The sequence below is a fragment of the Bifidobacterium sp. ESL1130 genome (assembly GCF_058507935.1).
This window is the reverse complement of the sequence record NZ_CP196379.1, coordinates 654,512-667,436: the sequence shown is the minus strand read 5'-3', so window position 1 is coordinate 667,436 and position 12,925 is coordinate 654,512. Positions and strand designations below refer to the sequence as shown.

Annotated in this window: 13 protein-coding genes; 1 reads left to right on the top strand and 12 read right to left on the bottom strand. The window is 57.6% G+C overall.

What is annotated here, in order from left to right; translation table 11 throughout:
* Positions 1-39: 39 nt before the first annotated feature.
* The 12 genes from ACSYSO_RS02560 to ACSYSO_RS02505 all read right to left on the bottom strand — a co-directional run bounded on the left by ACSYSO_RS02560 (position 40) and on the right by ACSYSO_RS02505 (position 12,576).
* Positions 40-927: a DUF3710 domain-containing protein gene (locus ACSYSO_RS02560; protein WP_491701939.1), complete on the bottom strand. Its 888-nt coding sequence runs from the start codon at positions 925-927 to the stop codon at positions 40-42.
* Between the two features lie 108 nt (positions 928-1,035).
* Positions 1,036-1,899 (bottom strand): exodeoxyribonuclease III, encoded by an 864-nt coding sequence (locus tag ACSYSO_RS02555; protein ID WP_491701938.1) that lies wholly within the window; start codon positions 1,897-1,899, stop codon positions 1,036-1,038.
* 120 nt (positions 1,900-2,019) lie between these two features.
* Positions 2,020-2,430, bottom strand: coding sequence for a hypothetical protein (locus ACSYSO_RS02550; protein WP_491701937.1), 411 nt, complete (start codon positions 2,428-2,430; stop codon positions 2,020-2,022).
* Between the two features lie 27 nt (positions 2,431-2,457).
* The gene (locus ACSYSO_RS02545) at positions 2,458-2,727 is read right to left on the bottom strand and encodes an amidase domain-containing protein (protein WP_491701936.1); all 270 of its coding nucleotides are present in this window, start codon (positions 2,725-2,727) and stop codon (positions 2,458-2,460) included.
* Positions 2,728-3,837: 1,110 nt separating this feature from the next.
* Positions 3,838-5,856, bottom strand: a complete 2,019-nt coding sequence (locus tag ACSYSO_RS02540) for a dipeptide ABC transporter ATP-binding protein (protein ID WP_491701935.1) — start codon at positions 5,854-5,856, stop codon at positions 3,838-3,840.
* 15 nt (positions 5,857-5,871) lie between these two features.
* Positions 5,872-6,837, bottom strand: a complete 966-nt coding sequence (locus ACSYSO_RS02535; RefSeq protein WP_489798851.1) for an ABC transporter permease — start codon at positions 6,835-6,837, stop codon at positions 5,872-5,874.
* A 13-nt stretch (positions 6,838-6,850) separates the two neighbouring features.
* Entirely contained in the window at positions 6,851-7,777 is a 927-nt protein-coding gene (locus ACSYSO_RS02530; protein ID WP_489798853.1) for an ABC transporter permease, read from the bottom strand.
* A gap of 268 nt (positions 7,778-8,045) precedes the next feature.
* Positions 8,046-9,692, bottom strand: coding sequence for a peptide ABC transporter substrate-binding protein (locus tag ACSYSO_RS02525; RefSeq protein WP_491701934.1), 1,647 nt, complete (start codon positions 9,690-9,692; stop codon positions 8,046-8,048).
* A gap of 427 nt (positions 9,693-10,119) precedes the next feature.
* Complete coding sequence (locus ACSYSO_RS02520) at positions 10,120-10,530, bottom strand: hypothetical protein (protein ID WP_491701933.1); 411 nt, start codon at positions 10,528-10,530, stop codon at positions 10,120-10,122.
* Positions 10,523-10,924 carry a hypothetical protein gene (locus tag ACSYSO_RS02515; protein WP_491701932.1) on the bottom strand — a complete coding sequence of 134 codons (402 nt, stop codon included), beginning with the start codon at positions 10,922-10,924 and terminating at the stop codon, positions 10,523-10,525. The genes ACSYSO_RS02520 and ACSYSO_RS02515 overlap by 8 nt, the downstream gene beginning before the upstream one ends.
* A 32-nt stretch (positions 10,925-10,956) precedes the next feature.
* A complete protein-coding gene (locus tag ACSYSO_RS02510; RefSeq protein WP_491701931.1) occupies positions 10,957-11,382 on the bottom strand; it encodes a hypothetical protein in 426 nt (141 codons plus the stop codon).
* 210 nt (positions 11,383-11,592) lie between these two features.
* On the bottom strand, positions 11,593-12,576 hold the full coding sequence (locus tag ACSYSO_RS02505) for a tyrosine recombinase XerC (RefSeq protein WP_489798857.1): 984 nt from the start codon (positions 12,574-12,576) through the stop codon (positions 11,593-11,595).
* 70 nt (positions 12,577-12,646) lie between these two features.
* On the opposite strand from ACSYSO_RS02505, the gene ACSYSO_RS02500 reads away from it, so the two are divergent.
* Positions 12,647-12,925, top strand: coding sequence for a DUF6725 family protein (locus ACSYSO_RS02500; RefSeq protein WP_489798859.1), 279 nt, complete (start codon positions 12,647-12,649; stop codon positions 12,923-12,925).

The window sequence follows — 12,925 nt, the reverse complement described above, 5'->3', positions numbered from 1 at the left end:
CTGAGCTGTTCATGGCCGCCGCCGGGAACGAATCCGCGCCTATCGCACTTCGGAGAACATGGGACCGCGCGAGATGGTGGTCTGCACTTCGGTCTGCTGATCCTGGTCGAACGGACCGTCCGGACGTGCAGGAATAGTGTTGCCATTCTCGTCGGTTTCGTCACCTTCACTGTCATCCTGGTTGATGACCGGCGGGTGCATGGGAATCAAATCCCGCGGGGCAAGGGGCTCTTCGCCACGGCTTACCACCACACTGGAGAACAGGCGGTTAAGCGTGAATGCCTCGTCGCTGTCCGGACTGCTGGCAGCGGGGCCGGAGAAGATGCCGCGCAGCATCCAACGAGGTCCGTCCACCCCTGCGATGCGGGTGGTCAGCGTTTTGCCGCCCTTGAGCGTGACGGGCAGCAGCACTTCCATGCCGAAGATGCCTGGCTCTTCGCTGGCCTGGCCCTTCGATTCGAGCAGGTCGGCACGCACATCGTCCCACAGCCCCATGCTTTTGGGGGCAGCCATTGCCTCGATCTGCAGGCTTGATGAGCCAAACGTGACCGTGCAACTCGTCACCTCGCCGGTGGCACGGCTGGCGCGAAGCTTGATTTCAACACCCGGGACGGCCGGCATGCAGTATGCGCCGAAATCAAGGTACTGATCGAAATCAGGTGCCTCATCATCGTTCACATCCCAAGGCCCGTACACATCACCGCGACCCTCATACTCGCGTACCGCCTCGCTGGGGAACTGCACTTCAGATTCGCTCTCCGACGGACTTTGCTGACCGGCAACATCGTTAATGCCCTCTTCGCCAATGCCCTCTTCACTTTGGGCTTCAGTTCGTTCTTCGGCAGCTGTCTCATCGAGTTCGGCGCTCTTCTGTTCTGCGGCTTCATCCTCGTGATGCTTTTTCTTGCCGAAACCAAACAATCCCATGTCCCCTCGTTTCTGCGTTTCCGCCGTTGCGACACCTGTTATGCTGCTAGCCAGCCTACACCAACGGTGCTATCAGCACTGAGATTCTCGGCTGGCATCAGGCAGCTGTCAGATGTCGTAGTCGACACTCAACGGTGCATGGTCGGACCAACGGGTCTCATAGCTGTCGGCCTTGTCGATCTCGAATCCGCTCGCAGTCGCTGCCAGAGCAGGCGTGGCCAGCTGGTAGTCAATTCTCCAACCCACGTTGTTGTCGAACGCCCGTCCACGCTGACTCCACCACGTGTACGGCCCCTGCACGTCTCCGGCCAGTTGGCGCAGCACATCCACATAGCCTCCCTCGCCCAGCCAGCGATCCACATAGGCGCGTTCCTCGGGCAGGAATCCCGCATGCTTTTCGTTCGCCTTGGCGTTCTTGATGTCGAGCGGGGTGTGGGCGATGTTGAGATCGCCGCACAACAGCGCCTGCCTGCCACCTTTCGCCTCCGACTCCTCTTTGAGTTCAGCCATGCGTACCAGCATCTTGTCCAGGAACCGGTATTTCTGAGTCATCTTCTCGGGGTCATCCGTATTGCCGGCGTGTACGTAGATGCTGGCTACGGTAAGTTTCATGCCGTCTGGTGCAGTGATATCCTGCTCGATCCACCGCCCGGAATCCACATCCTCACTCAAATCAAGCAGTCCGTGACGTTCTGCTTCCACCTTAAGAGCGGAAATCAGCCCTACCCCGGCACGCCCTTTGATGCGGCACACCTCATCCATCAGCGCCACATCGGCAGCGTGCGCCACCATGCCGGCGTCCTCGTACCCCTGTGCGATGGAACCAAAAATCGGATCGATCTCTTCCTGCGGGGCACGCACCTCCTGCATGCACCACACGTCAGGCGTGGTTTTGGCCGCCCAGTCGAGCAGCCCCTTGCGTTTGGCGGCACGAATGCCGTTGAGGTTCGAAGTGGTCACGGTAATACTCATGCCTCGAGCCTACACCAACGGCCGGCTGCAGGCGCTGAATTCGCCATCGAATAACATGCCGACACGGACCTTGACTGGCATGTCAAAGTCCGTTCAGCATTCCGCCCAGCAGCATAACAGCTAGGGAATCGGCGTGTAATCCGAAGAAACCTGTACAACGTATGTCATGTTGCGCACGGTATCCTCCTCGAGGATATCCACATCGCGCCGCGCCTGCCACGCGCCTTGCCATAAGACCCACACAAACGGTGAATAGCTCACTGGCTTGTGGCTGCGATCGATGGGCAGTCGGTCAGGCAACTTCCATTGCAAAGCGCGCTGATCGGAAGGTGATGCGACGCCTCGCGCTTTCACCATTTCTTCCACGCCTGACGCCGCACTGGCTGCCTCATCATGCACATACCAAGCATAGTCATATGCCTTCTGCGCCTGATAGGCAATCACCGCCGACACACCCCAGCACAACGCGTAGAGCACAATCACATACACTGCCGTGCGGAAGAGGCGATGCCGGCGGAACCAGTCACGCATCGGTAACGTACCTGTGAATCGTATGACTCAATCGACTTTCCATTGTAAACCTTTCCATACTGTCCTATTCCCATGCTGTTCTCGAGCTTTTTGCTGGGAAGTAGTGAAGGGATAATCATAACGATTTACTGTTTTCTGACAGATGACCGGAGTTGGATGTGCACCGTTGATATTGCCAACCACAACCATCGCATGTCCGATATTGCCGGTGCCTTCCCAATCCGCATAGATCAACCCTCCGGTCCCTATGTGGTAAGGATTATTTTCTACAGTGAACGCACCTGAATAGTTTCGCATATAAGTGTAAGTGTAAACGTTTTTCATCGGCGCTGTCCTTCATATCCGTAATCAAATATGGAGTGCGCACTGCCTGCTCCAACAACCATGGTGGCACAACATCCATTCGCTGCATGCAACTATCCCGCATGATGGGCATCGTTATTGAGCTTAAGCTTTCTCAGAATTATCATCACAAGACGGGCACCCATGAGACGAGACGACATTAACATGCAACTGTTAAAAATCTTCTGTAAGAAAATCAGGGTGCTGCAACAAAACCGACGCTAACCCCATCTCACCGACGGCTTTGCTACGCGTAAGCACCCCCCACGCACCAAAAGCGTCACTAACTCCATCTCACCGTCGGCTTTGCTGCGCGTTTGCACCTCTGCGCGCCAAAAACGACGCTAACCCCATCTCACCGACGGTTCCGCAGCGCGTTGCCACTTCTGCGCAACAAAACCGACACTGACTCCATCTCACCGACGGTTTTGATACGCGATAGCACCTCCACGCACCAAAAACGACGCTAACCACATCTCACCGACGGTTCCGCAGCGCGTTGCCACTTCTGCGCAACAAAACCGACGCCACTAACCTGCACAGCATGGTCTACCGTCCCGCACCACCACTACCCGCACCCACAGCAGCACTACCCGCACCCGGCAGCAGCACCACCATCGAATCCAACGGCGAGAACGGGCTCCATGTCCGGAAAGGATGGATCAGCAACCACAGAACACGACATCACACAACACAACACAACACAACACAACACACCAAACAGATCCCATTAGACCCGCATTGGCTACTTAACCCCACATTTTGCTATATAACCCGTATGTCCTGCGCATGAACGACGTAAGGGACCCGAGCCCATGTCCGGCAGCGGCACCGCCATTGGGCGTTATGGTGAGAATGGGCTATATGTCAGGAAAGGATGGGCCCGTAATCACTGAGCGCAACAAACGACACGCTGAACCAATCCGTAAACCCCACATTTTGGTACATAACCCGAAAATCACGTATGCCAAAGACCCTCATAAGCTTGCCACATACGCAGTAGGGCCGAACGCCACAGTGTGCGTTCGGCCCTACTGGTTTGCTCTCAATGAGAGTTATTTCGTATCAGACGTCGAGTCCCAACTCGAGCTTGCCGCCGGGGATAGCCTCGAGCAGGTCGCGGGTGTACTGCTGCTTGGGGTGGTCGAAGACCTCGTCAGTGGTGGCGTGCTCCACCAGACGACCCTTCTGCATGACCACTACCTCATCGGCGATCTGGCGCACCACGGCCAAATCATGGGTAATGAACAGGTAGCTCAAGCCACGCTCAGCCTGCAAATCGTTGAGCAGCTGCAGCACCTGATCCTGCACCAGCACGTCGAGCGCGGAGACCGCCTCGTCGCACACGATGACATCAGGGTTGAGCGCCATGGCGCGTGCGATGGCGATGCGCTGACGCTGGCCGCCCGAAAGCTCGTTCGGGTAGCGCTGCATCACCGAACGCGGCATCTTGACCAAGTCAAGCAACTCGGCCACACGCTTCTGCCGGCTCTTCTTGTCACCGATCTTGTGGATGCGCATCGGCTCCTCGATGGAACGATAAATCGAATACATCGGGTCGAGCGAACCGTAGGGGTTCTGGAACACCGGCTGCACGTGACGGCGGAAGTCCAGCAGTTCCTTGCCCTTGAAGCTCGAGATGTCGCGACCTTCGTAGGTCACGGTGCCGCTGGACGGTTCGAGCAGCTTGAGCACCATGTTCGCCACAGTGGACTTGCCCGAACCGGACTCGCCCACAATCGCGAGCGTGGTACCACGCTTTACGGAGAAGGAGACATCGTCTACGGCCTTGAACATCTCCTTCTTGCGCGGCAGCTTGAACTCACGGGTCAAGTGATCCACGGTGATGATGTGCTCACTACGCTCAATGTCGCTTTCGCTCTTGACGTGATGCTCCATGAGCTTCTCAGCATCCTGACCGTGCTCCTTGGCGGAGACGATGCGCTGCGAGGCCAGAGACGGTGCAGCGGCGACCAGACGCTTGGTGTAGGGATGCTGGGGATGCTGCAGCACCTCGAGCGAAGGACCAGACTCGACGACCTGCCCCTTGTACATCACCACAATGTGCTGGGCGCGCTCGGCAGCCAGACCAAGATCGTGGGTGATGAACAACACTGCGGTGCCAAGCTCGTCGGTAAGGTTATGCAGATGGTCGAGGATCTTCTTCTGCACGGTCACGTCGAGTGCGGAGGTAGGCTCATCGGCGATAAGCAGGTCAGGACGGCAAGCCAGACCGATGGCGATGAGCGCACGCTGGAGCATACCGCCCGAGAACTCGTGCGGGAACTGGCGTGCACGTGTGGCCGCGTCAGGAAGACCAGCCTCGTCGAGCAGACCTGCCACACGATCGTTCATGGTGCTGCCGGTCACATATTGCTTGGCGATAGCCCAAGCCTTGTCGTCGTTCACACCTGCCTTGATGAGTGCATCGGCGACGCGCCAACGGGTTTCTGAACCCGGAATCCAAGCCGCCTTGAAGCTTTCCATGGCATGCTCGGCTTTGTCGCCCTTCACGCCGGCCTCGGCAAGCGCTTCCTTGGCGGCGGCGAGCAGACCTTCCAGCTGCTCGGAGCCGAGGAAGGTCTCGTCGTCGTTGTTCTTGATGCTCACATCGTCGCCGGCCAGAGCCTTGGCCAACTTGGACCGCTTCTCGTGGGAGATGTCCATGTGGTTGGCCTTGAGCGCCTCCTCCACCTGGGTGCCTATGCGCCACACGGGGTTGAGGTTGCTCATGGGATCCTGGGGAACGAGTCCCATCTTGTCGCCGAGCAGCTGTTCGTACTGCTTGCGGGTGTATTGAGAAATCTCCTCACCCTCAAGCTTGATGGAGCCGCCTGCTACCTTGCCGGTGCCGGCGAGCAGACCGAGCACGGCCATGGCGGATGTGGACTTGCCCGAACCGGACTCGCCCACAATCGCCACCCATTGGCCAGGATAGACGCTGAAGGAGGCATCGCGCACGGCATGCACCACGTGCTTCTGGCCTGTGGTGAAATCGACCTTCAAGTCTTTTACTTCGAGAATCGGGCCTTGCTCAAGCTGCATGGCACGCAGGTTCTCTTGACTATTCACAGTTTCACTCATGAAAATTCCTTACCTTCACGCCGTACGGCTCTTCGGGTCGAGCGCGTCCTTCACCGCATCGCCCATCATGATGAACGCCAGCACGGTGATGGCCAGAGCGGCCGAGGGATAGAACAGCACCGAAGGATTGGTACGCAGCATGGCCTGCGCGTTGGAGATATCGCCGCCCCAGCTCACGGTCGTGGACGGCAAGCCCACACCCAGGAAACTCAACGTCGCCTCAGAGACGATGTAGGTGCCCAGTGAGGTGGTGGCCACCACGATGATGGACGCCAACGAATTGGGGAGAATATGACGCATCAGGTTGCGCATGGGCGTGGAGCCCAGAGCCGTGGAAGCCTTGTTGAACTCGAGGTTCTTGGTCTCCATCACTGCGCCTCGTGCAATGCGTGCGGTCTGCGTCCATCCGAAGAGGGTGAGCACCAGGACGATCTTCCAGATCGAGCCGGAGGTGCGGAACATCTGCAGCACCACGATGGCGCCCAGCAGCAGCGGGATGGCCATGAAGATGTCGGTGCAACGGCTCAGCACCGCGTCGACCCAGCCGCCGAAGAAACCACCGAGTGCGCCGATAAGCGAGCCGAGGATGACCACGAGGATGGTGGTGAGGATGCCGACGCTGATCGACGTGCGAGTGCCGTATATGGTACGGGTGTACACGTCGCAGCCCTGGGTGTCGAAACCGAAGGGGTGCCCAGCTGAGCTGGGGTTCAGCGAGTTGTCGAGCGTGCAGTAGTTCGGATCCTGATGGGTGAAGACGCCCGGGAAGAGCGCCACGAACAGCACGAAGATGATGAGCAGCCCGGAGATGATGAACATGGGGTTGCGCCGCAGCTTGCGCCAGGCGTCCGCCCACATGCTGGTGGCGGGTGCGGACTCGTCAATGGAGTCCACATCCTGAAGCGGGGTATCACTCTCTTTGGCCACGAATCGCTCTTGGCCAGGAAGTACGGAAATAGCTTTCTTGAGCATATCAGTCATGGTTCCTCTCCCCTCACGCGTACCGAATGCGGGGGTCAAGCGCCGCGTAGAGCATATCGACAAGCAGGTTGCAGACCACGAAGATGAGGGTCAGCAACGTGACGATGGAGACCACCAGGTTGCTTTCGCCCTTCAGAATGCTCTGATAGGTCAGGTAGCCGATGCCGTGGATGTTGAAGATGGTCTCGGAGATCATGGCGCCGCTCATCAGCGCGCCCAGATCCTGACCGAGGTAGGTGACGACGGGAATCAGCGAGTTACGCAGTACGTGCCGCACCATGACGGAGCGGTTACTCATGCCCTTGGCACGGGCGGTGCGCACATAGTCTTCAGCAACGTTGGAGGAGACCTCGGAACGGGTGAGACGGATAATGTAGGCCATAGAGACCGAGCCGAGCACCATGGCCGGCATGAGCAGGTCAAGGAAACCTGGGTCCGCGCCTGCGGTGACCGGCAGAATGCGCCATTTGACACCAAGGAAGTACTGAGCCACGAAACCGGTGACGAAGGTGGGCACGGAAATGAGCAGCAAGGAGACGATCAGGATGACCGAGTCGTACCACTTGCCCTTCTTCAGGCCGGAGACGATGCCGAAGATGACACCGAAGATGGCCTCGAAGACGAATGCCATAAGAGCAAGCTTGATGGTGACGGGGAACGCCCGTCCGATCTCGGCGATGACCGGCTGTCCGGCGAACGTGTTGCCGAAGTTGAGCGTCAATGCGTTCTTCAGGAACAACAGGTACTGCACGATGAACGGTTTGTCGAGATTGTATTCTGCACGGATCTGGGCTGCAACGGCCTCGTTCACGGGCTTGTCTCCGAACATCGCCTTGACGGGGTCGCCAGGCAGCGCGAACACAAGTGCGTACACGAGTAGTGTTGTACCGAGAACCACGGGGATCATCTGCAAAATACGACGCAGAAGATATTTACCCATCGATTTCTCCTTGATTAATCTTGCCGGTAGACCCGAATAACATTCAGACCGACTTGCACTTTCGGGTAGTTTAGCGCAATGCCATGCCAAAGTTATGTATTCCAGTGAGCCAGCACACTATACGGGAGGCTTCAAACAGCATCGCCGGGGCGCACGCCAAACGGCATGCACTCCGACGATGTGCTCAGGTTCCATGGCCCAGCGGCCACGCCACCCCTTATCTTTCAGTTATGCATATTCAGTTATATGGCGATACGTACGACCCGCATCACTTCTTGGTGATCTGCGAGTAGGTCGGGTAGGACTGCCAGTCGATGGCGAAGCCCTTGACGCCCTTGGCGGCCACACCGTCGTTGTTCTTGTAATACATAGGAACAGCAGGCAGGTCGTTGAGCAGAATCTCCTGGGACTGGCTGTACAGCTTGTTCGCGTCATCCACGCTCTTGGCCTGGTAGGCCTCGTCCATGAGCTTGTCGAACTCGGCGTTCTTGTAGTCACCGTCGTTCGAACCGTTGCCGTCAGCAGCAGCCGAGTCGAAGTTCTGGTAGAGATAGTTCTCAGCAGAGGGATAGTCAGGCATCCAGCCGGCACGGAAGCCGCCGGTCATCTGGCGCTTTGAGACAGCGTCGCGGAACTCCTGGAAGGTGGGAACCGCAGTGCTCACCACCACGTCCTTGCCGAGCGCGTTGTTGATCGAATTCGCCATGGCGTCATAGATCGGCTTGTTGCCGCCGTCCGCATTGTAGGAAAGCGAGAACTTGCCGTCAAACTTGGAGATGGCATCTGCCTTGTCCCACAGTTCCTTGGCCTTCTTGGGGTTGTATTTGACATTTTCGCTGCCCTTGAGACCGGAGACATAGCCGGGGGTGAGCGGGGAGGTGAAGTCGTCGGCGGGGGTACCCACGCCGTTGAGCACCTTGTCGACCAAGCCCTTGCGATCGATGCCCATGGAGATGGCCTGGCGGCGCAGCGTGCCTTCTTCGGTGCCTGCCTTGAAATGCTCAAGGTTCGACGGGATGGTGAACTGCTGAATGACCGAACCGGGCTTGTTGTAGGCCACCACGCTGGAATCCTTCTCAAAGGTCTTCGTATCGGCGGCGGGAACTGTGTCCATCACATCGAGGTTGCCGGCCTGCACATCGGCGTAGGCGGCGTCGTCCTTGGTGTAGATCTTGAAGGTCACACCGTCGTTCTTCACGGATTCGGGACCCTTGTAGTTCGGGTTCTTCACCACCTCAATGCTGGTGTTGTGATCCCACTTCTTGAACTTGTACGGGCCATTGCCCACCGGGTTCTGGCCGAAGGCCTTGGGGTCCTTGTAGAAGGAATCAGCCAACGGGGAGAAGGCGGAATAACCGACCTTGATCGGGAAGGTCGCGTCGGGCTTGTCGAGATCGACGGTGAACGTGGTGTCGTCGACGTCCTTGAGACCGGAAAGCTGCTCGTCGCCCTTGAGGTTCTTGTCCTGCAGATCCTTGTATCCCTTGATGGACGAGAAGAAGGATGAATTCTTCTGAGCGTTCTTTGCGTTGGCAATATAGCTCCACGCGCGGGTGTAGGACTTGGCGGTGATAGGTGAACCGTCGCTGAACTTCAGGCCCTTCTTGATCTTGATGGTGTATTGGGTGCCGTCGGCGTTGGCCTTGATGGAATCAGCCTGATCGTTGGAGGCCTCACCCTCGGGGTTGAACCACACGAGCTGGGAGTAGAGGAGACGGATGACTTTGCCGCCGCCGGACTCATTCGTGTTGCCCGGAATCAACGGGTTCTGCGGTTCAGAGGCGAACACCGAGATGATGTTGTTGCTACTGCTGTCCGACGCGCTCTTGTCGCCACCTGAGGCGCCGCAGCCGCTCAACAGCATGGCTGCGGCCGCAGCCACCGCCGTCACTGTGATTATTCTCTTCTTCTTCATACCAACTCCTGTTCGGTAGACTTCACACACCAGCTTAGAGAATGCGTGAAACAATAAAGCCGCCCGTACATAGGCAACTTCATCGTATTAGGCCATAATTGTGGCGCATCGCGCCGATTTTTACAACTTACTATCCAGCATTTGGTCACATTGACAAAAATCGCCCATCACATGCCTCCAGAACGGCATCTTGTGCCTGCTCTATATGCAACCATGCACATCATTGTGCAGCGCTTCTGTGCAGAGAATGCTCAATATCGACGCCGCACCATCATCGAGACGACAATCGTCGCAATCACATCGCCACCATATCCAACCAATATTCGCCAACAGCGTGACCGGTACCCGACGTCTCACGATACGGTGCCAGGCACGCCACCTCGAAAACCGAGTCTTTGGAAGTCCAACCGTAACGACGCCCGTCTCGCTATCTCGCCGCATCGATCTCAAGCGGCAACACCGCCAGCGCGCTGCGCACATCCAAAAGACCCGCTTGCGTGAGAGCAGAGGAACGCAGATAAGGCCAGACCTGCTTCACCAGAGCATCCATCTGCTCATCAGCCATACCATCCTCGAACGGCGCACACACCACATCGTAGGAAACACGGAACGACGCGGAGAACACATCACCCTCACACATGTGGTGCTCATCATCGCCCACCGACACCATATCGAGCACCAAACCAACTTGCGTGTGCACTTCTGAACTCCCGACACTTTCAGGAGTGGTGTATGAAAGATTGACTTTGACCTGAACTTGGTCAGGATTCCCCCGCATTTTCGTGATGGCGCCCTGGGATTCGAAGAGACGCAATCTGCGTATACTCACTTCAGACATCAATCTCCTCCGTTGCTCGTTGTGCATTTGAGATGCCTATATTCTCTATGGATACCCCCGGCTGAACCACTTCCCCAACCTGGGATGGCATGCTCCACTCTCCAAACACCACTTGGGGCGACGGGGTTTCATGTGGCTCACACGATATCTCAATGCGCGACATGACGGCCACTGCATAACGTTCTATCTGAGAGACGGTCGGGTCGCTGTCGTAGGCCTCAAACGCACGAATTTCATCAACACTGTCACCGGTAAAGGCCGCCATCTCCTCAAGGGTTCGAGTCATTCTGCGCCGTGCTACCAAGGCATGTTTCATCTTCAGAAAGCCCTGATAATTCACTGTCGCCACACTGTCGATGTCTTCACTGGCATAATCATCTTCGATGCTCATCATTCACCTCTCATTCCCACTCGGTTACTGTGCCGTTACCGAACGCAATGCACACATCGATCGCCGGTATGCCCCCATTGGCTGTCTTCGTACAGCCCATACCGTTCCTGCGCTAGTTCCATCTCAAGATTTTGCAGACGGTTGATTTCCTTGCTTTGCTCCGCAACGCTCATACCTGAATGTTCCAATTCTTCGATGGCCTTCTTGTGCACATGCAAAGCCACCATCTCAGGTGAACGATTCTCGTGTTCAGCGTAATACATTCTGTATCTGCCGTCATGCACGTTCACTCGCAGCTCCCAGATGTCAGGCTGACTCTTGCACGGTGAAATCGGTCCATTCCCTCCGTCTTTTCTTGTATCATCCAGCTGTCCAAATGCGGCCTGCGCCATCAGTACTCGCACACGCGACTTGAAAATATGTCTATCAACCGGAGCCAACTTCATACTGATGGCATCCACTTCCTCATCGAGGAAGCACCTGCTTGCAGACGTAGAACACTTGTGAAAGGAACGCGGCACCGAAACAGGCCGAAAACAAAGAGAATTTTCCACTGTACGCACTGACACCACCTCCACCCTTTGAACTCACAGTACTATGTTTGTCCGACCGATGCTCAAGTGCGCTGATAGCACGAAACCAATCAACGCGCAGAAACAAATTCGTCAAGCCTATGCCCGAGGAAAGGCTTGAGCGTAGCGGGCTTTGAGCTGCTCCATGGAGACGTGGGTGTATCGCTGCGTGGTGCGGATGGAGGAATGGCCGAGCAGCTCCTGCACCTCGCGCAGGTCGGCACCGCCGTCGAGCAGATGCGTCGCCGCGCTGTGACGCAGAGCGTGCGGGCTGATATCCGGCACTCCGGCTCGCGACGACTCACGGTGCACCACATCACGTACGGTACGCTGGTTGACGCGAGCGCCGCGGGCGCCCAGAAACATCGCCTGCTCATTCGCTTTGGCCGTTTGCCCCGACAGCAGCACCGCTCTCCCCTCCTCCATCCATGCCTGCAACGCCTTGGAGGCCGGCGCTCCGAACGGCACGACGCGCTGCTTGTTGCCTTTACCGGTCACTTTCACCGTGCGATTGGCGAAGGCGACATCGTTCACATCCATGCCGACCAGTTCTGCCACACGCATGCCGGTGGCGTAGAGCAGTTCGAGCATGGCGGCATCGCGCAGCGCTATGGCCTGCGCTTTGCCATCTCCCGCATGATCGCCCGTTGCCGAAATCGCCCCGTCATCGGTAGGCGTCTCGGTAGGCGTCGAAGCAGCTGCTCCGGCTTCGTCCTCGACGGTGTCCATAAGCAGACCGGCTTGTGATTCGTTGAGCACGCGCGGCAGCGCGTCCGGGATTTTGGGGGTCATGAGCGCGGCTGCCGGATCTGAGGTTATCAGGTCGCGTTCGAACGCCCAGGCAAAGAACCGGCGCACAGCCACGGTTTTGCGAGCCATGCTGGAGCGGGCATGTGATGGGGTTGCAGCGGCCATCCAAGCACGCAGGTCTTCGAGCGTCACCGAGTCCAGATCGTGCACCCCGCGCGATTCCAAAGTATCCAGGCATTGGGCGATGTCGGAGGCGTAGGCCTTCACCGTGTTGGCGCTCAGCCCTTTGTTGGACTGCAGGTACGTTACGAACGCGTCCAGTGCCTGGTCCATACCGCCCTCCGTTCATCGCCGTGGTTAGACTCCTATACTATCAATGTTCAAGTTGCCGTTAGGAGTTCACATGCCGTTGCCTGCCACACTGCCCGCCGGATTGCGCGTTATGGTGCGCACGTTCGACGGGCGCAATGAGGCCACAGGACGCCAGGAGTTCCGCGATTTTGTGGGGCATGTGCTGCGTTACGACGGCACAAGCCTGGTGATGGAACGAGATGCGGCGGCGAACGGGTCACGCCCGGCGGAACGGGTGGCAATCGACGCGAAGCGCATCGCCGTCATCAAGCCGGTTCCCGAACGGCACGCCGCCCCACGCCCCACTCACCCAGTACCGCCGGCATCTTGA

Excerpts from the sequence above, each read along its gene's own strand:
- ACSYSO_RS02560 (WP_491701939.1), bottom strand. The coding sequence starts at position 927 with ATGGGATTGTTTGGTTTCGGCAAGAAAAAGCATCACGAGGATGAAGCC.
- ACSYSO_RS02555 (WP_491701938.1), bottom strand. The coding sequence starts at position 1,899 with ATGAGTATTACCGTGACCACTTCGAACCTCAACGGCATTCGTGCCGCC.
- ACSYSO_RS02550 (WP_491701937.1), bottom strand. The coding sequence starts at position 2,430 with ATGCGTGACTGGTTCCGCCGGCATCGCCTCTTCCGCACGGCAGTGTAT.
- ACSYSO_RS02545 (WP_491701936.1), bottom strand. The coding sequence starts at position 2,727 with ATGCGAAACTATTCAGGTGCGTTCACTGTAGAAAATAATCCTTACCAC.
- ACSYSO_RS02540 (WP_491701935.1), bottom strand. The coding sequence starts at position 5,856 with ATGAGTGAAACTGTGAATAGTCAAGAGAACCTGCGTGCCATGCAGCTT.
- ACSYSO_RS02535 (WP_489798851.1), bottom strand. The coding sequence starts at position 6,837 with ATGACTGATATGCTCAAGAAAGCTATTTCCGTACTTCCTGGCCAAGAG.
- ACSYSO_RS02530 (WP_489798853.1), bottom strand. The coding sequence starts at position 7,777 with ATGGGTAAATATCTTCTGCGTCGTATTTTGCAGATGATCCCCGTGGTT.
- ACSYSO_RS02525 (WP_491701934.1), bottom strand. The coding sequence starts at position 9,692 with ATGAAGAAGAAGAGAATAATCACAGTGACGGCGGTGGCTGCGGCCGCA.
- ACSYSO_RS02520 (WP_491701933.1), bottom strand. The coding sequence starts at position 10,530 with ATGTCTGAAGTGAGTATACGCAGATTGCGTCTCTTCGAATCCCAGGGC.
- ACSYSO_RS02515 (WP_491701932.1), bottom strand. The coding sequence starts at position 10,924 with ATGATGAGCATCGAAGATGATTATGCCAGTGAAGACATCGACAGTGTG.
- ACSYSO_RS02505 (WP_489798857.1), bottom strand. The coding sequence starts at position 12,576 with ATGGACCAGGCACTGGACGCGTTCGTAACGTACCTGCAGTCCAACAAA.
- ACSYSO_RS02500 (WP_489798859.1), top strand. The coding sequence starts at position 12,647 with ATGCCGTTGCCTGCCACACTGCCCGCCGGATTGCGCGTTATGGTGCGC.